The sequence below is a fragment of the Gammaproteobacteria bacterium genome (genome assembly GCA_016716465.1).
Lineage (GTDB): Bacteria > Pseudomonadota > Gammaproteobacteria > SZUA-140 > SZUA-140 > JADJWH01.
Genome location: JADJWH010000001.1, coordinates 1 through 23,865, shown reverse-complemented (window position 1 = coordinate 23,865; position 23,865 = coordinate 1). Strand labels below are relative to the sequence as shown.

Below are 23,865 nucleotides of genomic sequence, written 5' to 3'. Positions count from 1 at the left end.
GAGATATCCACTTACTCCTTCGGCGCCTTCGGCGTCTGGCGACCTCCCACCCCGATCTGACTCCCGGCTGAGATCTCGAGAACCGTGACTCACTGAATCACGGATGCCGGCGCGTGCGTCGCGCCACCCTCGAATGGAGTTGGACCATGTATCTTTTCAAATGCGCTGCCCATTGGCGGCGATGTTCAATCTGTCATGTTGGTCTGCTGACCTTGCTGGTAGTCTTTCCCAGCGTTGGTAGCGCCGACACACTTTCTTTTGACGACGCCTTGGCCCGGGCTATACGCGAGGCTCCCGCTGTCGCCGTGAATGCAGCTCAAGTTGACGCCGCAAAGCAGGCCGCCATCCCGGCCGGCGAATTGCCCGAACCCAGGCTTGAACTGGGAGTAGACAACTTGCCGATCGAGGGCCCGGACCGCTATAGCCTGACTCAGGATTTTATGACGATGCGGCGGATCGGGCTGATGCAGGAGTTTCCCAATCATGCCAAGCGCGAGGCGCGGGTAGCGGCAGCGCGGGCGCAGGTGCAGATCGCCGAGGCACAAACGCGCATCACACGGCTGACCGTAGTGCGGGAGACAGCGACGGCCTGGATTGCCCGCGATACAGTAGAGCGGCAATTGACGCGCATCGACGCCTTGGTCGATCAAAATCACCTGCTCGATGAGGCCGTACGTGCACAGTTGGCAGCGGGTACGGGTATGATGACGGACGCGGTCACGGTCCGGCAGGAAGCCGCCCTGATCGACGAACGACGGGATGAGTTGCTCGCCCGCCGTGCACAGGCCATTGCCGCCCTCCGGCGTTGGGTCGGCGCCGCGGCCGACTTCCCCGTCACGGGCACCGCACCCGATTGGCCGATTACACGGGAAACACTGGCGCACGGCCTGCATCGGCACCCGGAACTCGAGCTGTTCGACCCCCAAGCGGGAATGCTGGATGCGCAGATCGCCGAGGCGCGCGCCGGCGAACGGCCGGACTGGGCATTGGAACTGGCTTACCAGAAGCGCGGTCCGGAATTCGGCGACATGGCCATGCTGCAGGTGAGCGTGGATCTGCCACTGTTTCCCGGCTCGCGCCTGGATCCCCAGGTCGCTGCGCGGCGCGCCGAACGAGAATCCCTTGATGCCGAGCGCGAGGCCGTATTGCGCGAGCATACCGCCATGCTGGAAGGGGATCTGGCCGAATATCAGAGGCTCTCGAGCGCGGTCCGGCGCCAACGCGAGGTGTTGCTGCCGTTGACTGATGAAAAAATCAGTCTTGCCACAGCGGCTTGGCGCGGCAACAAGGGCAGTCTGGCAGACGTCGTGACTGCCCGAATTGAACGCATCGATACCGAACTCAAGATCATCGCCCTCGAAGGTGAGCGTGCGCAACTGGCGGCGCGCCTGCACTACGCGTACGGCGACACAGGAGCAAACCCATGAATCGGTCGCCTTCTTTCAAGAAAACTCTGAGGACAATCACCACTGGCGCCGTGCTGATATCCCTGGGCGCGGCGGGCGGTTGGTGGTGGGCAAAACAAGCGGCCGGGCCGGAGTCGGTCACCGTAGGCAACGAGGCCGCCGTTACATCCACCAGCGCAAACAAGGTGCTGTACTGGTACGACCCCATGTATCCGCAACAGCATTTCGACAAGCCGGGGAAATCACCGTTCATGGATATGGCGCTGGTTCCCAAGTACGCCAGCGAGAAAGGCGAACCAACCGGAGTAAAGATCGATCCCGCCATGGCGCAGAATCTCGGCATGCGGCTCGCGACCGTGGCGCGCGTTCCGCTCGCCTCGCAAGTGGATGCAACCGGCATCATCGGCTACAACGAGCGCGACGTGGCCGTGGTGCAAAGCCGCGCGGAAGGCTTCGTCGAGCGGGTGTGGCCCTTGGCCCCCGGTGATGTGATCGAGGCCGGGCAGCCGCTGGCCGAGGTGCTGGTGCCCGCCTGGGCGGCGGCACAACACGAGTTTCTTGCGGCCAAGTCCTCGGGCAATGGGACGCTGCTCGCGATAGCACGCGAGCGCCTGCATCTCGTGGGAATGAGTGATGAACAGATCCATACGATCGAACACGACGGCACGCCGCGTTCGATCTTCCGGATAGATGCTCCGATCGACGGCGTCATTCAATCACTCGATGTACGCACCGGTATGACCCTGACGACCGGTCAGACACTGGCGCGTATCAATGGTCTGGCCACGGTCTGGCTTGACGTGGCGGTACCGGAGGCACGGGCGGGCGACGTGCAAATCGGCAGCAATGCCGTGATATACCTGACGAGTATTCCAGGCCAAGCTCTGAACGGACGGGTGACCACGATCCTACCTGTGCTTAACGACGGGAGTCGCAGCCTCCGAATACGCATCGAGCTGTTCAACCCGGACGGCCACCTGCGCCCCGGACTCTCAGCCCAGGTCAGCCTGGATACGTCTTCCGATGATACAGCGCTCGCAGTTCCGACCGAGGCCGTTATTCGTACGGGTAAGCGTTCACTGGTAATGGTGGCGGACGATCAGGGTCGCTTCATGCCGGCGGAGGTGACGTTGGGTCGCGAGATCGGCGGCCAGACGATGATTGCATCGGGCCTGTCCGAGGGACAGCGGGTCGTTAGCAGCGGGCAATTCCTCCTGGATTCCGAGGCGAGCCTCAACGGCATTATTGCAAACACAGGCGAAGTATTTGAATCGTCCTTACCTGCCGCACTGCACGAAGCCGACGCGACTATCACAGGCATCAGCACAGACGAAGTCACGCTGGCGCACGGTCCGTTCAAGACGCTGTCCATGCCGGGCATGACCATGACCTTCCCGCTCGCTCGGCCTGGATTGGCACACGACCTCAAGACAGGCGATAAGGTGCGCGTAGGTGTGCGACAGACCGATAACGGGCTTGTCGTCGAGCGGATCGAGAAAATGGGAGACGGCCGGTGATCGCCGGGTTGATCCGCTGGTCGGTCGATAACCGCTTCCTGGTACTGCTGGCCACCGTGTTCATCGCGGCTTGGGGGCTCTGGTCTGTCAAAACCACGCCCATCGATGCGCTGCCTGATCTTTCGGACGTACAGGTCATCGTTCGCACCAGCTATCCGGGTCAGGCCCCGCAGATCGTCGAGAACCAGATTACGTACCCATTGACCACCACGATGCTTTCGGTGCCTGGCGCAAAGACGGTGCGCGGTTTTTCCTTCTTCGGCGACAGCTTCGTCTACGTGTTATTCGAGGACGGTACCGATCTGTACTGGGCACGCTCGCGCGTGCTGGAATATCTCAACCAGGTGCAAGGACGATTGCCGGCTACGGCGCGGTCGTCGCTGGGACCGGACGCCACCGGCGTGGACTGGATATATGAATACGCGCTGATCGACAAGACCGGCTGGCACGACTTGGCGCAATTGCGCTCCCTGCAGGACTGGTTTCTAAAATTCGAATTGAAGGCGCTACCCAACGTGGCCGAAGTGGCGACGGTAGGCGGCATGGTCAAGCAATACCAGGTATTACCCGATCCGGTGAAGCTCGCCAGTCTCGGCATCACCCACGCGCAGGTGATTGACGCCATCACCCGGGCGAATCAGGAGACCGGCGGCGGCGTTCTGGAATTGGGTGAAGCCGAGTTGATGGTTCGCGCCAATGGTTATCTCAAATCGATCGCCGACTTCCAAGCAATCCCGCTAGCGCTCGCCGGTGGCGTTCCTGTGACCTTGGGGGATGTGGCGCATATCCAACTCGGCCCGGAGATGCGACGGGGAATCGCGGAACTGGATGGGATGGGCGAAGCGGTGGGCGGTGTGGTCATCTTACGCTCGGGCAAGAACCCGCGCACGACCATCGCGGCGGTGCAGGCCAAGCTCGACGAGCTGAAGGCCAGCCTGCCGGCGGGAGTGGAGATCGTCACCACCTACGACCGTAGCCAGCTGATCGACCGTGCCGTGGAAAACCTCACTCACAAGCTTATCGAGGAATTTATCGTCGTTGCGCTTGTGTGTGCGGCGTTCCTGTGGCATCTCAGATCATCGCTGGTCGCCATCGTGGCGCTGCCATTGGGCGTGCTCATCGCCTTCATCGTCATGCGTTACCAAGGCATCAATGCCAATATCATGTCCCTGGGCGGGATCGCCATCGCGATTGGCGCGATGGTCGACGCAGCGGTGGTGATGATCGAGAACGCGCACAAGAAGGTCGAGGCCTGGCAGCACGTCCATCCGGGTGAGACGCTCAAAGGCGAGGCACACTGGCAGGTGATGACCCAGGCCGCCGTCGAAGTCGGTCCGGCGCTGTTTTTCTCACTGCTCATTATCACCCTGTCCTTCGTTCCCGTTTTTACTCTGGAGGCGCAGGAGGGACGCCTGTTCAGCCCGCTGGCCTTCACCAAAACCTATGCCATGGCGGCCGCAGCCGGGATTTCGGTGACATTGATACCGATCCTGATGGGCTATTGGATTCGCGGGAAACTGCCGGCCGAGGCGCGCAACCCCCTTAACCGCGGCCTGATCCGCTTGTATCGTCCGCTGCTCGAAGCCGTCCTCCGACGCCCGAAACTCACACTCGCTGTGGCCGCGCTCGTGTTTCTGACTTCATTGTGGCCGCTGAGCCGGCTGGGTGGTGAATTTCTACCGCCGCTTGACGAGGGTGACCTGCTCTACATGCCGAGCGCACTGCCGGGCTTGTCAGCCCGGAAGGCCGCCGAGCTCCTGCAACAGACCGATCGCATGATTAAAACGGTCCCTGAAGTCGTCTCCGTGTTCGGCAAGGCCGGTCGCGCCGAGAGCGCCACCGATCCGGCACCGCTAGAGATGTTCGAGACTACTATACAGTTCAAACCCCGGGACCAATGGCGGCCGGGGATGACGCCGGACCGGCTGGTGGAAGAACTGGACCGGGTTGTCCAAGTGCCGGGGTTAACCAATATCTGGATTCCGCCGATCCGCAACCGCATTGATATGCTGGCCACCGGGATCAAGAGCCCCATCGGCGTCAAGATTGCCGGTATCAATTTGGCTGACATCGATCGCGTTGCGCAAGACGTTGAACGCGTCGCCAAGACCATCCCCGGTGTCTCATCGGCTCTGGCTGAACGTCTCACTGGCGGGCGTTACATCGATATTGATATCGACCGGACGGCGGCAGCCCGCTACGGCCTCAACATCGCCGACGTGCAATCGGTCGTGGCCGGCCTGATCGGCGGCGAAAACATCGGCGAGACGGTTGAGGGTCTCGCCCGTTATCCGATCAATGTGCGCTATCCTCGCGAATGGCGCGACACGGTGGAACGCCTGATCGATCTGCCCATCGTCACCCCGGTGGGCAGTCAGATTACGCTCGGAACAGTAGCGCACATCCGGGTGACGGACGGTCCACCTATGCTCAAGAGCGAGAACGCGCGGCCCAATGGGTGGGTCTATGTTGATGTGCGTGGCCGTGATCTCGCTTCCACCGTGGCCGATCTGCGTGCCGCCGTAACTCGAGAGGTGCGACTCGAGCCCGGCATTAGCCTTGCCTACTCCGGTCAATTCGAGTTTCTTGAACGTGCTAATGCCCGACTCAAGCTGGTTGTTCCCGCAACCTTATTGATTATATTTCTGCTGTTGTATCTGACCTTCGCCCGCTTCGACGAGGCAGTGCTTATCATGGCCACGCTTCCCTTCGCGCTCACCGGCGGGATATGGTTCCTGTACCTGATGGGCTTTAACCTGTCGGTCGCAACCGGCGTCGGTTTCATCGCGCTCGCCGGCGTTTCCGCCGAGTTTGGCGTGATCATGCTGACGTATCTCAAGCAGGCGTGGTTCGATCGCATCGACGCAGGCGCTGAGACCGAATCCGGATTGCTCGACGCCATCCACCGGGGGGCGGTACTGCGCGTGCGACCGTTGGCCATGACGGGTGGAGTGATCATCGCGGGCCTGTTGCCCATCCTGTGGGGCAGCGGCACCGGCAGCGAGGTCATGAGCCGCATTGCCGCACCCATGATCGGCGGTATGGTAACAGCACCACTTTTGTCGCTCTTTGTGATTCCGGCGGCATACCGGCTGATGCGCCGCCGCCAACTTCCATTCAGCCCAACTAAACCTAAAGGAGAATGACCTGTGAAGATATCTGCCACTGCCATCCTGCTGTCCGCGCTGTTTGTGGGCGCACCGGTGCTTGCCGAGGAAATGAGTGGAATGAAAATGGACAAGCCTTCAGCGATGGAGGGCGATTCAACCACCCAATCTGCCAAGGCGACCGGCATGATTAAGGCCATCGATCTCGACAAAGGGACCGTTACGCTTAAGCATGGTCCTATCTCGTCCATTAAGTGGCCGGCCATGACCATGGCTTTCAAAATCACGCCGGATCAGGCGGCGCCGCTCACAGTCGGTGAGCAAGTCGAGTTTGAGTTTGTAACGAGCGGAATGGAGGCCACGATAACCAAGATCACGGCGATGTAAAACGCTTGATTCTATAACCCTAGCTAAAGTGAAAGGCCGTATCTGCGGGCTTTCACTTTTGAATTTGTAGGCATATTTCGAATAAATATCTCGTCTAACGGTAACTCAGGATGTTTAGCGTGTTCAAAAATACCTTAGTAAAGATTAGCGTTGCTCTTTCTTACTGCGTGCATGCACGCCATACACATGGCTTGTCTCGGATTTTCTCGGTTTAGTTGGCGAAGCGGCTTCGGACGCGAGTTCGTTCAGAATTCCACAATCTCTTGTTGCTTGTGCAGCATCACATTGTCGCCGTAGTGCTTTTAATTGTCGTTCCAGAATTTTTAACTCAGTAATACGCGCTGCAACATGACCAATGTGTGCATCGAGCAGGATGTTTACCTGCCCGCAGTTTGCTTCCGGTGCGTCACGAAACTTGAGCAGCGTGCGAATCTCGTCCTGTGTCATGTCGAGTGACCGGCAATGGCGGATAAACAATAACCGTTCGATGTGCGCATCGCTGTACAGCCGATAATTGCCTTCGGACCGCGCCGGTACTGGCAACAAACCTTCCCGCTCGTAATAGCGAATTGTTTCCACCGGGCAATCCGTACGCGTCGCCAATTCGCCGATTTTCAAGCCACTGCTCAATCAATCCACCCTTTTTAGTAGTCGCGCTTGACTCTATAGTAGGTACAGGGTTTTAAATAGGCAACAGATATCTTAGGAGGCTATCATGTCTGATTGTTGTACTGGACCCTGTGCTTGGCGATAAACCCCCGGTTGACTCGCGCTACCGGCGTATCTTATGGATCGCGCTAGTCGCCAATGTGATCATGTTTGTCGTTGAAGTGGCGGGCGGACTCAAAGCAGACTCTGTTTCGCTACTGGCCGACGCGGTCGATTTCCTCGGCGATGCGGCCAATTACTCACTGTCGCTTTTCGTGTTGGCATTAGCACCTGTTTGGCGTTCCCGCACCGCCCTAGTCAAAGGTCTGACTATGGGAGGCTTCGGCATTTTTGTCCTGGGCAAAGCAGTATGGAGTGCAGTAGCAGGGACTGTACCCGAACCCGCAACTATGGGAGCTATCGGTTTTCTGGCATTGCTTACCAATCTCGCGGTCGCGGGGCTCTTGTTTACCTATCGCAACGGGGACGCCGATATGCGTTCGGTTTGGCTGTGCTCGCGCAATGATGCCATCGGCAATGTGGCGGTCATGCTGGCCGCCTTGGGAGTGCTTGGAACGGGAACCGGCTGGCCGGATATCGTGGTTGCGACCATCATGGGTACACTTGCCTTGACTGCCGCGCGCATGGTGATTGTGCATGCTCGCAGCGAACTCAATACCAATCGACTGGCTGTCGAGGAAACTTGATGTCTACCACGAAACGCTGAATGATCTTTTTTGGAGATTGCCACACTTCTGTTCTGTACTACCAACCAGCTAACCAGCTGGGATATGTGATGTGTGTTTCTAACCAAGGAGAGGAATGATCATGACTAAGAGAATGTTAACAACCTCATTTGCGGCTGTACTGTTTTTTGCAATGCCCGTACTGATCCCAACTGCATATTCAGACGAGAAGACCTCTCAAGCGGAAGAGGTGGCGCCTAACATCACCGAATTCGACAAGCAGATGGCGCAGGTGCAGGAAAACATGAAAATAATGCAGGAACAGATGGACAAGATTCAACAGACCCAGGATCCTCAGGCACGGCAGAAGCTGCTGCAGGACCACTGGGCCACGATGCAGAAGTCTATGGGGGTGATGCATGGCATGTGGGGACCCGGCATGATGGGAGAGCACATGATGGGAGGAATGATGGGCGGTCCAATGATGGGCTGGCGTGGAATGGGGGACTACTACTCCAAACTCACCCCGGAGCAGATGAAGCAGCGGCAATATATGATGGATCAATACATGGGCATGCAGCAGATGATGATGGATCACATGATGCAACATCAGCAATACATGTGGATGCGGTGACGCACGAGACCGCTGGGTAAAAAATGGCAGTAAGTGTCAGCGTACAGCTTACGCTTCACCCTGGCTTCCAGCCGTGGCTGAGACCTGGTATTCGGCGTTTTTCAGGTTAGGCCAGGCTGATTGTTGTAACAACAAATGAATGTCATAGCGCTAAATTGCGTTTTTCAGTAGTCTGCTGTGAACTCAGCCGCAATCATTGCATCCTTGACCCTGAGCCTGCCGTGGCGGGCACGGCACCGTGCCGTATGAGCAAAAGACGCAGCAGTCTCCCGGTTTCGGCTTCAGTATCTCGTGGCAGTTCTCACATACATAAAACCACTGACATACATCGGTTGGCATCTGTTCTGTCTTGACGTGACCACACCTCGGACAGGTGAGCGTCGATTCCTGGACGATAGCGCTCAGATCAAACCCACCACCGCCAGCGATTCGGCAGAAGCGACAAGAAATACCACCGCGGTCACCCAGTGGGGATGTCGAGCAACCCCATCCATGAACGAACGGATGTCGATGTACCTTGCCTCCCCAATGAAGTTGCCGTCGGCTAGGTGCTAGGCGCGCGCCTGACCACGAAGACTTCTAACTGCGATCACCGCTAGGGCAAGCGCACAAAATAAGACCCCGGCATAGAACGTGAAAGACGCCCCGAGCTGACCCCAAAGCAGGCCAGCCAGGACACTGGCAATCAGCATCGTCAGGCCGCTGAGCAGATTGAAGAACCCAAATGCCGTACCGCGCAGATCGGCCGGCGCCGTATCTGCGACCATAGTCGCCAGCAGTCCTTGAGTGATGCCCATGTGTAATCCCCACAGGGCGATGCCGAGAAAAGCCACGTCCCAGGAATCCGCAGAGGCAAGCACTAGGTCAGCGCCGATCAGAACCACAAGACCGAGCACCAGAAGCCTAGTATGACTCATACGGTCCGATAGACTGCCGAAAGGATAGGCGGAGATCGCATAGACCAGGTTCATCGCCACCAGCACTAGCGGTATCCAGGCCAACGGAAGCCCGCCCTGCTGGGCGCGCAGGACCAGAAACGCTTCGCTGAACCGCGCTAGGGTAAATATGGCGCCGATCGCGACCACCCACCAATAGGTCCCGCGCAACCGCTTGAGCTCACGCCAGTGGACAGGATTAATGGGTTTCTCACGCGGATGCCGCGCCGGTTCCCGTACCCCGAACAGTAACAATGCTACAGCAAGAACACCCGGGATCACCGCGACCCAGAACACCGCGCGAAAGTCGTTGGACCACAGCAGCATCAACCCCACCGCCAATAACGGTCCGGTGAACGCCCCGACCGTATCGAGCGATTGACGCAAACCGTAGGCCGCGCCACGCACTTCGGGTGGTGCCAAATCGGCCACCAAGGCATCTCGCGGCGCTCCCCTAATCCCTTTGCCGATCCGGTCCACTAATCGCGCGGTGAACACCATGCCGGCACTCGTCGCGATGGCAAACAGCGGCTTGCTTAGCGCGCCGAGGGCGTAACCGACGACCGCCAGCGCCTTGCGCCGGCCCAGGTAGTCACTCAACGTGCCGGAGAATACCTTGACGATCAGCGCGGCGGATTCCGCGACGCCCTCGATCAACCCGACGGTGAAGGCGCTTGCACCCAGGACTGAGACCAGAAACACCGGCAGCAGACTGTGGATGAGTTCCGAGGAAATATCCATCAGCATGCTAACGAAACCGAGCACCCAGATGCTCAACGGGATTTGCTGTAAGTTCTTCTGCTTATGCGCGTCTGTCATCGGTTATCCATTTGCAGAAGCGGAAATCTTCCCATGGCACGAAGTGCGCGGGATCGAAGCGGATCTGAACGAAAGACTCGTGTTCCGGATTAATCGCGTCGAGCGGATGATCACTCTCTCCGTAGATGTCCGGACGACCCCAACAATTGCTGAAGACTTGGTCATACAGCGCGGAGGCAGCCTCACTGCGCGGCGAATCGCCCTCGATCGGATCGGGTACATCCGCACCAGGATGGAGCTCCTTGTACCAGCGCCGCACGATCTCGGGCGGGAACCGGATGCGAGCGACGGGATTGAGTAATCCGTTACGTTCAAGGAACTCTGGAAGGCGATCGGGTGGATGATCCGTGAACAGGCCAAGGTCTTTCGCGTAGTCGAGAAGCTCCTTGTGCGTGATGTAGCGTCGGCCGAACTGGTTATTCATCCAGCCTGCCCGCGCGCGATTCCGGCAAGGTCCTCCGGGCGCAGCCGGTAGCGGATGACGTTGCCTTCATGCAGGCCGCGAAATTCCTGGCCGACATAATTCACCACCTGCTCGCGGTCGTCCTCCGGGATGCCGGCTTCCATGGCCATCGCCATCACTGCCTCGGGGCGGAACGCTTTCCACTCGAGGACACTGCGGCGCACAGACGCGCGCACGAAATCGCGATAGGCAAGGGCTGCTTTTTCGGGACTCTCAAGCTCGGCGCGCAGTACCCGGTAGTTTTCGGCGGAGGCGAGATAAGCATCGATATACACGTCCCGCAGCAGCGCGACATTGTTCAGCTCGTAAACCCCGATCAGCCCGTCGATATAATGGGCATCGTTCATGGCCATAAACGACATCGGCGCGAGGTCCGCCTTAAGCAGCGGGATGTTGGCGGCAATGCGTGAGGTCCGCTTGTTGACGTCCTCGAACGCCTGCAAATAGGCGATGTGAACCAGTACAAAAAAGGACTGCTCGAAGGGATCGGAGATCGCCGCCGCCTTATGCACGAGAATGTCGAACTCTTCCTCGATCGCGAACTGATCGGCGAGCGGCCTGTAGCTCGAATAGGAAATGCCGACTGGCATCCGGCGCAGTCGTCCCGCCATCGCGGGATCGGTAAGCAGGCCGTCCGAAAGCAGCGCATGAATGCTGAACAGATCGGGACGGCTGATAGTGATATCAGCGAGGTTATCGACAACGTACTGAATCGCCTCCTTGTGGTTGAGGATCATGACCGCTTCCTTGCGGTCTTTACCGGCTGCCTCCTGCCCGAAGCGGATCAGCCGCTCGGTTTCGAGAATGTTGTAGGTGTTCCCTTCCATCCGCGATGATGCCCAGGACAGGTCCACCAGAAGCCGTTCAAGGATGCGGCGCGCATAGGTGCCCGCGGGCATCGGCTGGGGCTCGGGCCGGCCAGTCTCATGCAGCCGCGACCGCTCGGCGGCGCCGAGATGAAAGGTTTTGTTCGGAACGTAGCGATCGAGAAATTCCTTGTTGTAGGTCGTGGGCCGCCGGCGGTTGTAGGGCGTTTGCAGATAGGCATGCACGACGGCAGCGCCGGCAAGGCTGTATCCGGTTGCGCGGCCCTTGCCGGAAACCTCCAGCTTGCCCTCATCGACAAGGCGCTTGAGCGCGCGCCAGATCGTTGGCGGGCTCATATCCGGCGCGACATGGCTCCTGATGTCTTCCCTGCCCGCGCCAGGATGAGCGGCCATATAGTCGAGAAGGGCCTGATCGGTGAGTGCCATGAAACGAATTCCCCATAGCCACGAAACGATTATGTTATTATAATATATATGTATTATCGTTCAGTCAATATATCGTTTCACTATATTTGAAATGATACACCTCACCAGTTAGCGCTGAAACGATTAAAGCCCGGTATGAAATTTATAACCCATTATTTCAACATACTTTAATAGAGCATGCGCCGTATCGTTTCATGGATTATGAAATGATTTCCTGCCTTATTACGTGACAAGCTCGCCCTGGCGGAAACACATCGGTGCGCAGCCGTCAGAATTAACGTTGTTATTGATCTTAGGAGTGATACACCTCTATCGGACCGGGGGAAACCCACACCCTTATGGTTGTATCCACCCTAGTGGGAGAAAACCCGTCACGATACACGTGACTGGAACAATCTTGGCCGCTACCGTTCTCATTCGCGCAGCACGTAATGTGATCTTCGCATCTTCTCCGGCGGATGGTGATCACAATTAATCGGCATTCACTGGATCAGACAAGATCCGATGAAAGCGGCCAGCCACCTCCTGGCTTTCCAACTTTTTCTTCACAGCGGACTCCCGTACAAAGTGCTCCATGCCTCAGCACGATGGAGAACAGCGGGTGGCCAACCCACACACAGAAACATATCAGTACCTTCTAACGCACTACGGTCCCTTGCTGACTCTCAAGCACCTGGCTGAAGTCATGCACTCCTCGCCGAATGGGATGCGCATGGCTATTGCGAGAAGACAACAGCCCATGGCGGTCGCATTGGCATTCGCAAAACGCCAGATCGGTCGCCGTGTCTTTTTCGAGGCGCGGTTGGTTGCAGAGATCATCGATGCAGGCGTCACAGGCAATCCAGTTCAACAAACCCATACTGTATCGAAGTCCAAGTCCGTCAGCAGCCATGAATCACACGCATCAACCTCCTCTGACGAAAGAATTAGCACAGAGGGATTAACCATATGTCACGAGTAATACTCGATTACTCAACAGAATCACTAGAGATTGTACTGGTGCTGTCCTTGCCCAGAGTTAATTCCTGCTCTGCCATCAGACAACGTCTTACCGATAAAACAAATTTCCACAATTACACAGATACCCATGCCGATAACGCAATACCCAAGGACTTCATCTACAAGGAGGTATTTCGGCCATGACATACGATTTCTCACAGATCAATCTTCAATATCTGATCCTCGCCCGTGATTTGGCAAAAAAGGATCCGGTGCTCGTCGCCAAGCTGTTTGCAGTTCCTGAAGACATGACGCACTTACTGGCATCCCTTTCGCCGGCAGATCTCGCCTGTATCGCCAATATCAAGGTCCCGCTCCTCGTCCCGCACCAGGATACCTGGTGGTGGTCTCGATTGTTTACGGCGATACGCGAGGATCGGAAGGAGGAGATCCTGGCCATCATAGACCATGCCGTTCTTATCATGACGGGATAACTGAATGGTCATACCCATAAACTTGAATCTCTGTTCTCTTCTGCACATCGCGCCTCATTTTCCTTGTGCGAACAGCCATCGCTATCCCAATTGTGAGGTCGACCTCTGCCAGCATGTCGTACAGATCAAGGAAGCGATACATCTGGTACGTCTCGGCGCCCGTGCCGGTCTGGTGTGTCAGCTGACAGGTCTCGATAAAGCACCGACCAATCGACTGTATCGGCAGATGCTGGGTACGACATCGCCTCCGGGACAAATGCCGTTTTCGGACACCTGGTACAGAGAGAATGACCTGCGCATGTTACAAGCCACGTTTATCTGGCGGCTCTATCGAAAACTGGAGAATAGCGGCCGCAGCCCCGCACGGGTCTTGATCGATGTGTATGAGGTATATACGGGTTTAGTGCGCGAGCCCCTGCTTGATTTCACGCGTGCCGTCTTCGCGACACGGCTAATCGCGATGGATCTGTGGGAGGAGCGAACCTGCAACTCCTGCTCCCACCACTTTCTCGACCCCGTCGATTCACGCAGGAATACCTGCCCCGGTTGCCGTCTCTATCTGCGGTACCGGTGCCATCAATGCGGCTCTCCATTGACTCCACAAACCAAGGGGCGTCGCCGCACTCAATGTAACCGATGCGCGAATGCGTCAAACGGGAAGGCACATCAATGATTGCATTAACCGGAACAATCTCATGGCCATCAAAGTAACGGTGACCAGCACCAAAGGCGGGGTTGGCAAGACGACACTAACCGCAAACCTGGGCGGTCTCTTATCGGACCTCGGACAGCGGGTACTGCTGATCGATGCCGACGTGCAGCCTACCCTATCGAGTTACTTCCCCCTGGAGTGTCGCGCTGACCGAGGTCTGTCCGCATTGATCACGGAGGCGAGGATCGACGGCGTCATCAGCCGGACCAATCTGCCGCGATTGGACATTATCGTGTCGGACGACCCCGAAGGCATGCTGCAGAATTGGATCCTTCACACTCCCGATGGGCGTGTGCGCTTGAAACATCTGCTGGCGCAATTCGATTCCCGCTACGACGTCATCCTGATCGATACCCAAGGCGCGGTCGGCCCCCTGCAGGATGCCGCGGTCCTGGCCGCGGATCTGCTCGTCTCGCCGATTCCACCCGAGATTCTCTCGGCGCGGGAATTCGCACGCGGCACCGTCCAAATGCTGGATCGCCTGCGTCCGATGGCTTATCTAGGCGCACCCCTCAGACCCTTGCGCGGTCTTATCTATCGCATGGATCGCACCATCGATGCACGCCGCATAGCACAGGAACTGCGCAAGGAAGCCTACGGTCCGAGCAAGGGCGCCATCACCATACTGGATGTCGTCATCCCCAATACGGTCGCCTACCGGGAAGCGGCGACGGCACGCGTCCCCGTGCATCGTTGGGAGGCACAGCGACCGGGACCGACGCAAAGCGCCCGTGTGGCCATGCTGACACTCGCCCACGATCTCTTTCCTCACCTTTACGACAAGACATTGGTCTTAGAAGACCTGCCCGTCTCTGAGGAGACCGGCAAATGACACGAAAGCACCCCTCCAGCGAACAGATTCAGGGAATGTTGCGCGAGGGGCACTTCGGGCAGAGCCGTGAACTGCCGATCGCGGATCCTATCACCACGACCCAGATGCTGTTGGAGATCGACCGCATCAAGACCTACGATCGCAATCCCCGCAAGGAACGTAATCCGCTCCATGATGAGATCATGGAATCGATCCGCGCCCAGGGCGGCCTCAACAACCCGTTGACCGTCACGCGCCGGCCGGGCGAGGAACTCTACACGGTGGAGTCCGGTGGCAATACCCGCCTGCAGATCCTCCATGAACTGTGGACGGAAACCCGAGACTCTCGCTTCTATCGCATCCACTGCCTGTTCCGGCCCTGGATCTCGGAATCCCATGTACTCACGGCACACTTGATCGAGAACGACAAGCGCGGAGCCCTGACCTTCATCGATAAAGCCCTGGGAGTGCGCGAACTACGCGATGTCCTGGAATCAGAAGGACAGGAGAAGTTTTCCCAACGCCAATTGGTCGAAGCCCTGAAGGAACGCGGCTATGGGCTGGACCAGAGCATGATCTCCCGCATGGAGTATGCCGTGGATGTTCTACTGCCGCTCATCCCGGCGGCCCTGCGCGCCGGCATGGGCGCACCGCAAATACGTCGTATCCGCCGTTTGGAGACCGCCTGCCGGGATCTCTGGACAGAGCAGGGCCAAGTCTCGGACCGGTTCTCGGCCCTGTTCAGTGACGTATTTGCCGACCACGATGATCCCGCTTGGGATCTCGATACGGTACAGCAGGCGCTGGAAACCCGCCTCGCGGAGTCGCTCCAGCTCCCCCTCAAACATGTTCGTCTGGAAATCGATACCCGACTGGTGGCTGGCATCGAGGAAAACAGCCCTGAGGGCGCGACCCTAGGGAATGAGAACACAGCAACCCATAAGAAGCCGCCAGCAGATACCCCTCCCCGATCGGCTGTCGTACCGGATTCGCGAACGCCCTCCCCGCATACCGATCCGGGGCAACCCGACCGATACACACGTGAAACCACGAGCACCGCCCGGCCACCCCATGAAGGTCCGAGTGATCTCAAATCCCTGCGCAGTCGCTGTTACGTCCTCGCCCTCAAGATCGCCCAGCGCCATGATTTGGAGGACTGCCTCCTCGCCGCCGGTCATCTCGGCCTGGGATTCCTGATCGATCTTCCTCACAACCCCATCATACCGGTCGCCGGCCAGGCGGACGCCCTGCAGCAACTCGCGCGGCAGTGGATCTGGTGGTTGCTCCTGAGCCTGTCCGAGGAAGCAGTCCAACCCGAGCGGCTGGAGGCCGCGCCGGCCGAAGTCGTGCTGCGCACCCTGATCCTCGAGGGAAATGACACCAAGGCGCTGAGCCTGGTGGGCGAACCCGACTGGAAGGCGCTGGGTTACGAACTGATCAGCAATCCCCTGATCCCCGATCCCACCATCGACGACCTGCTGGCATTGGCACAGACCTGCCGCCAGCTCAGGCGATCGTTCGATAGCGAGGAGGACTCGGGTCTGTGGCACAGGAACGCGGCGAGCTAGAACGGGAGACCGATCATGCCCAAGACGACGCATGCAGAACTGATCTTCCACGCCTTGCGCTACGCCGCGGAGTCGCTCGCCGAGGGGGATCTCCACGCCATCCTGGAATTGGGATTTCGCCTGGATCAGATCGCGCGCCTGGAACGACTCACGCTGGGCGATCTTCACCACCTCAGCCAGGTGCGCACCCATTTCCTGCACATCGCGGTGGACCCGGTCTGTTTTGATCACGTCCTGGACCACATGGATCGCAACAAACGCCATGAAGGACTGCAGGACGAGCTCATCCGCCTGCGCGGACCGCTGGCCATGATGCGGGCGTTTTTCGGCATGACCAACGCAGAGTATGCGGCACGCCGCAAGCTGCTGGGCCTGAACGGTACCGGGGTGGGTCGACCCCTGGCGCCCACCGAAGATGAAGAAGCGGCGGTGTGGCAGGCCTGGAAAGACACCGAGGGACTCCCCCTGGAGCAGCGTTTCCTTCGTATCGGGCAGTCGACTGGCATCCCATTGAACACGGTATGGGCGTTGGTACAGTCCTGGGAGAATGCCGGTTTGATCAACAACGATCCTCCCGAACACACGCCATCGGTATCACCGTGTCATGCCGGCTGACCGCAGTTCTCACGCGGCGGGCAACCCGGTGGAGCCGATCACAGAACCCATCAAACCTGAAACCCATGCCCTGGATGCCCTGATCCAGGCCTCCGTACAACAACTCCTCACCGCCGGCCCTCGCAACGGATCCACGAACGACGGCTTGTTATTCCTGGGGAATTGGCATGACGCCATGCCGCGGCTGATCTTTCAGGACCCCGTCCTGCAGCCCGTGGATACGCGCATCTGGGGCGTCATCAAGATCGCCGCCTCAGGGACCCGTCCGACCGCATTCCCGACCTATAAGCAGATCGCCAGGACGGCCAACGTCGGCTCGGAGGCGACGGTGGCGCGCTCCATGGCGATTCTGCGCGCGACGCGCTGGCTGTCGCTGTGCCTGCGCGTACGCGATGCGCAGGGTCGTTACCGAGGCAATATCTACGCCCTCCATGACGAGCCCCTGCCGCTGCTGGATACGATCTATCTCGATCAGGAATACATGCAGTTTCTGGAACAGGCGCTGAGCCACGGTCATCCCCACGTGCGCAGGGTGGCCGCCGCGACGATGGAAGCCCTCAGCGAAGATCTGCGCACGGGCGATGACCTGGTTACCCGCGCCAACCCGATGCATCGCCGTCTGGAGGCGATCGGAACGCTGGAGGGTCAAGAAACGCGATTCTTCGGTTTCTCGTCGCGCCAACTTCAAAATTTGAAGTCGGACTCTGAGGATGACCCGCTTCAGTATTTGCAGTCAGAGCCACTTCAAAAACTGAAGTCACCTACAGGTAGTAGTAGTTATATAAATAATAAAACTACAACTACTACTACGGAGGTTGGTACTACTACCCGCGCGCACGCGCGCGAAGGAACCTCAGCGGCCCCGCTCGCCATGCCCGCATCCTTCACGGCGAATGAACAGCGAGCGGCCATGATCTGCCTGGGTGATGCCCCGGAGAGTACGCGCCAGGACATTCTCGATGAACTGGCCGGCCGTATGACAGCGGCCAGGCGCAGAGGCACCCCCATCGACAACCCCCTCGGCTATCTCTCGGGTCTGTGCCGGGCCGCCCGCAAGGAAGAATTCGCATTGACCAGTCCGGGACTCAGGGTCCAGGAGCAGCGGGAAAAGCGAAGCCACGAGCCGAAGCCAAGCGAATCCCGATCTCTCCGCGATCGCGATACAAGTGATGGCACTGCCATCAGTTCACCGATGCCCTGCAGAACCGCGCAGGTTACCACCCTAGCATCCCCAAGTGATGGCACTGCCATCACCTTCCGCGGAGATCATTTACCTGATGGCAGTGCCATCAGTCCGGCCCGGAATACTCAGACACCCGTTCACAAGCGGAACGGCCTTGAAGCCTGTGAACGGGCGCTGGTCGAGATGCGGGCCATACTCAAAATACGGGGTCCTGCCCTGACTGCGCCGTTGCCCGTGACTCCGATTACCGGTGATGGCAGTGCCATCACCCGAGCGACCGGTCCGCCGATCCTCAAAAACCCCGTTTCAAGACCTGAATGTGATGGCACTGCCATCAGTCAGGGAGACAGGTGCCACGTGGCACATCGAGATCCCCAAACCTGCAATTGACCAAGGAGGCACCCGATGAACTCATCGATGACCCGACAGGATACCGACACGATCACCCCGCGCGATCTACCCGACAACGCGGACCCCGCCGTGGATTACAAGACGGTAACGGACACACCAGGCACCTTGCGCGGCAGCGCGAGCCTGATTGTCCAGACACGCCAGGCACAGCGCCTGGTCTACGGCCGAAAACAAGCGCCCGACCAACCCGGCATCATCGGCCTCGTGCGATTCGGCATGCTCATGAAGCGTGTCTGGGTCGCGGCCATGCTGGACGATCCCTATGCGGACTGGTTTCTGCTGCAACTGCATGATGCCCTCGAGTCTGCACGCCATGAAATCCGGCGCATGCAGGTCGAGGTGGATACAGTGCTCCAATCCACCCGAGGCGTGGAGATCGCGGTCGCGCATTCCCTCAAACCGGTACGGGTCCCGCTGCAATTCGCCAACCCCTACGGCTATATGGGCGCCTACCTGGTCGGCGATTTCGACGAACTCGTCTGCGCCGTACTCACCGCAAGGCACGTCGGCTTGCTGACCCGGGACACGGCGGAGCAGTTGCTCAACCGGGGCGGACGCGGCATCCGTCGCGCCTTTTTGCTGCCTACCCTGTGGAAGTACGTCGGTGTCGACCGCAACGATGTGCGCCAGGACAACCCGCGCGCTCAGGCGGCTGCTGCCGCCATGGGTACGCTGCCCCAGGCGATCCTGGACGGCACGCAGCGCGCCCGACATGCCCCGGATATCCGCCGGCCTGAGACTCGTGAGACGACACGATCACACAGTTTCCTCTCCGCGCGTCCCGCCGCCGATGCGGGCGCTGTTCAAAGCGAATAGATATCGACGGCCAGATACGGGAGTGATACCAGTGGAAACAAACTTCATGTTCTTTCCCTTTAAGGGTAAGGGGGCCGCCCGGATCCATTTACGCGATCTGGCTCGCCGGTCACAAGAGATCGAGCAGCGCATGCGGCAACTCACGAAGGAATTCAAGGAAGCTTTCCGGGCACCGCGCGTGACACACCTGGCCTTGCATTACCACGGCGGCTACTTCCTGCTGCGATGGCGCGCGAGCACGTATTTTGGCGAAGGTCAGAAATACTTCGAACTCTGTGATAGCGACAAAGGTCGGAGCCTCCTGCAGTCTCTACCCGAGTCGACGCGCACCGTGCTGCTGCAGTACGAGCGTCTGCGCCTGGATCTGAATCTGGCATCGAGCCTCTGTCACCACGAACTCCGGCGCGTGCGGGAATACGGATCGAAACTCGAGGCACTCTCAACCCATAAAATTGAGTCCTGATTTAAGGCAAGGTTTTCGCTGTTGCAATCCGACGGCATATGGTGACATGGCGCTGAAATCCAACAATGGGAGATGACGAGATGAGTACCTTGTTCAGTGGCACAGGCAACCTGGGCAGTGCGCCCGCTCTGAAGTACGTCGAGATCGAGGGTGAACAACGGCCGGTGGCGGATATGCGGGTCTTTTTCGACCGACGTGTGAAGCAGGAGGACGGCAGCTACGTGGAGGGCGGCGGCTTCTGGGCTACCGTCAGCCTGTGGGGCTGGCGCGCCGAGGCTGTCACGAAGCTTCTCTCGAAGGGGGCACGGATCTTCGGCCGCGGTCGCTTGCGTGAGGAGACATGGGAGGACGACCAGGGAGAGACGCATAAGCGGATGCGCCTGGATGCGGATTACTTCACCGTGGACCTGCTGTGCGTCGACAAACTCACCCTCCGCACAAAAGCCGATGCGCCCGATGAGGAAGCGGAGTCGTGATCAGAAACACGGTCATGTGTCCCGGCGCAAGGAGGTCATGCCCTCCTCACTATGCGCTCGCCGAAGATGTGGCCGAGCGCTGCAACCCAATGAGGCTTCACAGGTAAAATCATGAGACATCGAAATGGTAATTTTAAATCCCATACACTTCCCCACCAGGCGATCGAGTTCGAACTCGATGACTTCTCCTACCACATAGATCTGGCCATGGCGGCAGGATCAATGAGAACTCCGGTACGCAATCCGGAGCTCAACCACGTCATCATCGAAGATGACGATGAAGTTATCGATCTGAGTTTCTCTGAGTTTCCGCGACCACCCCATGATCCGGGCGGTGTTCGCGATAAAAGACAGCATGAAGGACTCGCAGCGATTTTCAAGTTTCTTGTGGCGGTTCTGGGCGCTGATGGAACTCGTTAACGACCAGCGACTGCGGCCGTGGTGCCAGCCCACCGCGGACGACAGCGGTACGATTATGATGCACACGGCGGTGCTCGATGTGGGACGACGCCTGCGTCTGAGCAAGCGAGGATCATTCGACGTGATCGCCTTCGTCAAGCTCCTGAGTCAATCACCATTCCCGCTGACCGACGAGGAGGACCCTCCCGTGCAACCGGGGAATTCGAGCCCGACGCCGCTCGACGAACCGCAAACGACGCCCTCGATGCGCTGACCCAAGGTCTGACCATCATGCATCACGACGCTGGATCAGGAGAATTTGACAGCCGCCTGCGGCAGCTCGACATCGATCTGCTGTGCCCCGGTCGCTATCAGCCGCGCCGCGAATTTCCATCCGAGGCGCTTGCGGAACTGTCCGCCTCCATCCAGGCGGAAGGCGTATTGCAGCCGATCCTGGTCCGCCCCCTGCCCGGCACCGCCCCGCCACGATACGAGATCATCGCGGGTGAGCGCCGCTGGCGCGCCGCCCAGGCAGCGGGACTGCAACGGGTACCTGCCCTAGTGCGATCGACGGACGATCGCACAGCCCTGAGTCACGCGCTGGTGGAAAATCTGCAGCGCGAGGATCTCAATCCGGTGGAGATAGCGCAGGGTGTCGCACGCCTGATCGAGGAATTTCAGCTGACCCATGAGGCGGCCGCGCGCACGCTGGGTCGCTCGCGCGATGCAATCAGTCATCTCCTGCGGATCCTGAAACTCGACCCCGAGGTGCTCGCGATGGTGGCGCAGGACCGGCTCAGTCTGGGACACGCCAAACTGTTGGCTGGACTGCCGCAGTCGATGCAACAGCCATTGGCCGAGGAGGCGTTACGCAAAAACCTCTCGGTGCGGGCACTCGAGCGGCGTATCCGCGTCCGGGAGGACACCTCCGAGTCGCCGACTACGGCCGACGCCCGGCGCGATCCCGATATCGTGCGTCTGGAGCAACACGTGGGTGAGATGGTTGGCGCCGAGACCCGCATCGACTACGCACCGAGTCGGTGCCGGGGCCAGCTTTGCTTTACCTTCCACTCCCTCGAGGCCCTGGACGGCATCCTGCAGCGGCTGGGATATCGCGCCCTTGACCGTTCCGGAGCCGTGCGCGGATGACATGCCCCGCGCCTTTGCTTTGGTACTAAGTATGGTCTATATCTGGTACGTTAATGGAACCGGGAAAACGGTACCAACCATGAAACTGAGTCAATTGATCAAACCCATCAGTTACCTCAAGAGCCATACCGCCGAGGCCGTGCGGGAGGTCAGCGAAGGCCAGAAGACCCTGGTGATCACGCAGCACGGCAAGGCCAAGGCCGTGCTCCAGGACATCACGGCCTACGAACAAACCCAGGAATCACTCGCGCTGCTCAAGATACTGTCCCAGAGCACCAAAAGTCTGCAAGAAGGCCGCAGCAAGCCCGTCAAACAGGCCTTCACGGACATCCGCAAACGCATCAAGGCGCAGGTGGAGTGAAGCGCTGCCGCGTCCGGATCCTCGAGGACACCGAGCAGGACCTGGTCGATATCCACCCCTACATCGCGCTCCACGATTAGTCGGAAGACGCGGCCTATGTTCTCGAGCAGCTCGAAACGCTGTGCCAGAGCCTGGTTGAGCTGTCCCGGCGGGGCCATGTCCCGCCCGAGATGGAGCGTATCGGCGTCGCGGACTTTCGGGAAGTTCACTTCAAACCCTATCGAGTCGTGTATCAGGTGATCGGTCCGGACGCTTACATACACGCCGTCCTGGACGGGCGCCGGGACCTGCAATCGCTATTGATGCGTCGTTTGTTGCGTTAGTTGCGATTCCACCGCATTCCTGTCAACAATAAGCAGTCGCCAAGCCACATCGTCTTCGGGAAGTAACCCACCATGACCACCTCACCTGACACGGCCTCGACCCGCCAAGCCGCCAAGCTCTTAAACGTCACTCATCCCTACCTGATCAGCCTCCTGGACCAGGGAGTCATTCCTTCCCAAGGGGTGGGTGATGAGCGAGTGATCCTCGTACACGACCTGGAGGAATACAAAAACCGGGGTCGACAGGCATCTGCGGCCGCCGTGGACGAATTGACCCGTCAGGCTCAACAACTCGACATGGGCTACTGAGATCGCTCAGCCTCGACCGTGCCACGGAGCGAGATTAGCGAACGAGGCGTGGGTCGAACTGAAAGGCTTCGGGTGTACCGATCGTCAGGCGTTGAAAATCCGGGTGGATGGGATTGATCAGGAAATTCGCTTCCTGGGGTACGATGACGGACGGCACGCACAGCAGACAGGTCGTCCGGGATTCCAGCCATGCCGCACCGATTCCCTGAAGCTCCGCCTCGGTGGAACTGTCGCGCCACGGCCGCGACAGCGTGACCGGAAGGGCCTGGAACGGCTTCTGACCGGCGGGCAATTCCGGAGGGTTCTGTCCACCCTCGACCGTCTCGATATCGAGGCCCGGCGGAACATCGATGGGAAAGGCCACGAAGTTGTCCTTCATGTGCCGGACGTCCATGTGCACCAGGGACTCGAGCACACACAGCGACAGGGTACGGGATGCATAGACGACACGATGACCGCGCGGAACCCAGCGCCCACCCACCAGGAAGGTCCCTTCTCCGGTAAACGCGGTCGTTTGGAACCGCTTATGGCTCAGGCGCCAGAGACGCATCCGTCATCCCGACATCCGCCGCTCAGTTGTAGACGCCCTGCTCGATGCGCGTCAAGATCGCCTCGATGCGCTCGATGCCGGCATCCGTATCCATCATGTCCAGCGGTGGTATGCCGTCCAGGGCGCGGTTGGGCACGCTGATCCAATCCTGCGCCGTCTCGGCATCGCCGAAGATCTCCTCCACACGGGCGGCGATCCGCGCGAACCGGAAGGCACGATCGGATTCCGTCGCCGACAGCGTGCCGTGGCCGGTCTTGCGTCGCGACAGGGTGCGCACCGATATCCCCATGATACGGCTCAACACATCGTCGTTCAGTCCGTAGCGCTCGGTCAGGGCGTTGACGGCACTGTTCGGCAGCCCCTGACGAATGACGACCCAGCTGCCCTGCTTCCTGGCGCGCTGCTCCAGCTGCTGGCCACCCAGCAATTTG

The 23,865-nt window shown here is 59.1% G+C and carries 26 protein-coding genes and 1 pseudogene; 21 read left to right on the top strand and 6 right to left on the bottom strand.

Annotation, left to right across the window (positions count from 1 at the left end):
- The first annotated feature begins 146 nt into the window (after positions 1 to 146).
- The 4 genes from IPM20_00135 to IPM20_00120 all read left to right on the top strand — a co-directional run bounded on the left by IPM20_00135 (position 147) and on the right by IPM20_00120 (position 6,417).
- Positions 147 to 1,427, top strand: a complete 1,281-nt coding sequence (locus IPM20_00135) for a TolC family protein (GenBank protein ID MBK9130038.1) — start codon at positions 147 to 149, stop codon at positions 1,425 to 1,427.
- Positions 1,424 to 2,923, top strand: coding sequence for an efflux RND transporter periplasmic adaptor subunit (locus IPM20_00130; protein ID MBK9130037.1), 1,500 nt, complete (start codon positions 1,424 to 1,426; stop codon positions 2,921 to 2,923). Before IPM20_00135 ends, IPM20_00130 begins: the two co-directional genes overlap by 4 nt.
- Positions 2,920 to 6,069 (top strand): efflux RND transporter permease subunit, encoded by a 3,150-nt coding sequence (locus tag IPM20_00125; GenBank protein ID MBK9130036.1) that lies wholly within the window; start codon positions 2,920 to 2,922, stop codon positions 6,067 to 6,069. The genes IPM20_00130 and IPM20_00125 overlap by 4 nt, the downstream gene beginning before the upstream one ends.
- A gap of 72 nt (positions 6,070 to 6,141) precedes the next feature.
- Entirely contained in the window at positions 6,142 to 6,417 is a 276-nt protein-coding gene (locus tag IPM20_00120) for a copper-binding protein (protein ID MBK9130035.1), read from the top strand.
- A 144-nt stretch (positions 6,418 to 6,561) separates the two neighbouring features.
- On the opposite strand, the gene cadR is transcribed toward IPM20_00120, so the two are convergent.
- Complete coding sequence (cadR, locus tag IPM20_00115) at positions 6,562 to 7,035, bottom strand: Cd(II)/Pb(II)-responsive transcriptional regulator (GenBank protein ID MBK9130034.1); 474 nt, start codon at positions 7,033 to 7,035, stop codon at positions 6,562 to 6,564.
- Between the two features lie 197 nt (positions 7,036 to 7,232).
- Between cadR and IPM20_00110 the strand changes: the two genes are divergently transcribed.
- Both IPM20_00110 and IPM20_00105 read left to right on the top strand, forming a co-directional pair.
- Positions 7,233 to 7,772, top strand: a complete 540-nt coding sequence (locus IPM20_00110) for a cation transporter (protein MBK9130033.1) — start codon at positions 7,233 to 7,235, stop codon at positions 7,770 to 7,772.
- Between the two features lie 121 nt (positions 7,773 to 7,893).
- On the top strand, positions 7,894 to 8,385 hold the full coding sequence (locus tag IPM20_00105; protein ID MBK9130032.1) for a hypothetical protein: 492 nt from the start codon (positions 7,894 to 7,896) through the stop codon (positions 8,383 to 8,385).
- 551 nt (positions 8,386 to 8,936) lie between these two features.
- On the opposite strand, the gene IPM20_00100 is transcribed toward IPM20_00105, so the two are convergent.
- From IPM20_00100 to IPM20_00090, 3 genes are read right to left on the bottom strand one after another with little or no spacing between them, the layout of a single operon-like run.
- Positions 8,937 to 10,139 (bottom strand): MFS transporter, encoded by a 1,203-nt coding sequence (locus tag IPM20_00100; GenBank protein MBK9130031.1) that lies wholly within the window; start codon positions 10,137 to 10,139, stop codon positions 8,937 to 8,939.
- Entirely contained in the window at positions 10,123 to 10,563 is a 441-nt protein-coding gene (locus IPM20_00095; GenBank protein ID MBK9130030.1) for a hypothetical protein, read from the bottom strand. Before IPM20_00095 ends, IPM20_00100 begins: the two co-directional genes overlap by 17 nt.
- Entirely contained in the window at positions 10,560 to 11,765 is a 1,206-nt protein-coding gene (locus IPM20_00090) for a Fic family protein (GenBank protein MBK9130029.1), read from the bottom strand. Before IPM20_00090 ends, IPM20_00095 begins: the two co-directional genes overlap by 4 nt.
- A 1,229-nt stretch (positions 11,766 to 12,994) precedes the next feature.
- Between IPM20_00090 and IPM20_00085 the strand changes: the two genes are divergently transcribed.
- The 15 genes and pseudogenes from IPM20_00085 (at position 12,995) to IPM20_00015 (ending at position 22,884) form a co-directional block, all read left to right on the top strand.
- Positions 12,995 to 13,288, top strand: coding sequence for a flagellar transcriptional regulator FlhD (locus IPM20_00085; GenBank protein ID MBK9130028.1), 294 nt, complete (start codon positions 12,995 to 12,997; stop codon positions 13,286 to 13,288).
- Between the two features lie 4 nt (positions 13,289 to 13,292).
- Positions 13,293 to 13,961 carry a hypothetical protein gene (locus IPM20_00080; protein ID MBK9130027.1) on the top strand — a complete coding sequence of 223 codons (669 nt, stop codon included), beginning with the start codon at positions 13,293 to 13,295 and terminating at the stop codon, positions 13,959 to 13,961.
- Positions 13,962 to 13,983: 22 nt separating this feature from the next.
- A complete protein-coding gene (locus IPM20_00075; GenBank protein ID MBK9130026.1) occupies positions 13,984 to 14,832 on the top strand; it encodes a ParA family protein in 849 nt (282 codons plus the stop codon).
- Positions 14,829 to 16,379, top strand: coding sequence for a hypothetical protein (locus tag IPM20_00070; GenBank protein ID MBK9130025.1), 1,551 nt, complete (start codon positions 14,829 to 14,831; stop codon positions 16,377 to 16,379). Before IPM20_00075 ends, IPM20_00070 begins: the two co-directional genes overlap by 4 nt.
- Positions 16,380 to 16,394: 15 nt before the next feature.
- The gene (locus IPM20_00065) at positions 16,395 to 16,994 is read left to right on the top strand and encodes a DUF2857 domain-containing protein (protein MBK9130024.1); all 600 of its coding nucleotides are present in this window, start codon (positions 16,395 to 16,397) and stop codon (positions 16,992 to 16,994) included.
- A gap of 28 nt (positions 16,995 to 17,022) precedes the next feature.
- On the top strand, positions 17,023 to 18,567 hold the full coding sequence (locus tag IPM20_00060; GenBank protein ID MBK9130023.1) for a hypothetical protein: 1,545 nt from the start codon (positions 17,023 to 17,025) through the stop codon (positions 18,565 to 18,567).
- 15 nt (positions 18,568 to 18,582) lie between these two features.
- Positions 18,583 to 19,404 (top strand): TIGR03761 family integrating conjugative element protein, encoded by an 822-nt coding sequence (locus tag IPM20_00055; GenBank protein MBK9130022.1) that lies wholly within the window; start codon positions 18,583 to 18,585, stop codon positions 19,402 to 19,404.
- Positions 19,405 to 19,435: 31 nt separating this feature from the next.
- The gene (locus IPM20_00050; GenBank protein ID MBK9130021.1) at positions 19,436 to 19,867 is read left to right on the top strand and encodes a hypothetical protein; all 432 of its coding nucleotides are present in this window, start codon (positions 19,436 to 19,438) and stop codon (positions 19,865 to 19,867) included.
- Positions 19,868 to 19,947: 80 nt separating this feature from the next.
- Positions 19,948 to 20,343: a single-stranded DNA-binding protein gene (locus tag IPM20_00045; GenBank protein MBK9130020.1), complete on the top strand. Its 396-nt coding sequence runs from the start codon at positions 19,948 to 19,950 to the stop codon at positions 20,341 to 20,343.
- A 111-nt stretch (positions 20,344 to 20,454) separates the two neighbouring features.
- The gene (locus IPM20_00040) at positions 20,455 to 20,763 is read left to right on the top strand and encodes a hypothetical protein (GenBank protein ID MBK9130019.1); all 309 of its coding nucleotides are present in this window, start codon (positions 20,455 to 20,457) and stop codon (positions 20,761 to 20,763) included.
- On the top strand, positions 20,750 to 21,016 hold the full coding sequence (locus tag IPM20_00035) for a hypothetical protein (protein MBK9130018.1): 267 nt from the start codon (positions 20,750 to 20,752) through the stop codon (positions 21,014 to 21,016). Before IPM20_00040 ends, IPM20_00035 begins: the two co-directional genes overlap by 14 nt.
- Before the next feature lie 17 nt (positions 21,017 to 21,033).
- The gene (locus IPM20_00030) at positions 21,034 to 21,891 is read left to right on the top strand and encodes a ParB/RepB/Spo0J family partition protein (GenBank protein MBK9130017.1); all 858 of its coding nucleotides are present in this window, start codon (positions 21,034 to 21,036) and stop codon (positions 21,889 to 21,891) included.
- A gap of 79 nt (positions 21,892 to 21,970) precedes the next feature.
- A complete protein-coding gene (locus IPM20_00025; protein MBK9130016.1) occupies positions 21,971 to 22,252 on the top strand; it encodes a type II toxin-antitoxin system Phd/YefM family antitoxin in 282 nt (93 codons plus the stop codon).
- A pseudogene (locus tag IPM20_00020) lies at positions 22,249 to 22,575 on the top strand (type II toxin-antitoxin system RelE/ParE family toxin). The gene IPM20_00025 and the pseudogene IPM20_00020 overlap by 4 nt, the downstream one beginning before the upstream one ends.
- Before the next feature lie 72 nt (positions 22,576 to 22,647).
- Positions 22,648 to 22,884, top strand: a complete 237-nt coding sequence (locus tag IPM20_00015; GenBank protein MBK9130015.1) for a helix-turn-helix domain-containing protein — start codon at positions 22,648 to 22,650, stop codon at positions 22,882 to 22,884.
- Between the two features lie 34 nt (positions 22,885 to 22,918).
- Here IPM20_00015 and IPM20_00010 read toward each other — a convergent pair whose 3' ends face one another.
- Both IPM20_00010 and IPM20_00005 read right to left on the bottom strand, forming a co-directional pair.
- On the bottom strand, positions 22,919 to 23,434 hold the full coding sequence (locus IPM20_00010; GenBank protein MBK9130014.1) for an RES family NAD+ phosphorylase: 516 nt from the start codon (positions 23,432 to 23,434) through the stop codon (positions 22,919 to 22,921).
- A 22-nt stretch (positions 23,435 to 23,456) separates the two neighbouring features.
- A partial coding sequence (locus IPM20_00005; protein MBK9130013.1) for a DUF2384 domain-containing protein occupies positions 23,457 to 23,865 on the bottom strand: 409 nt, incomplete at its 5' end.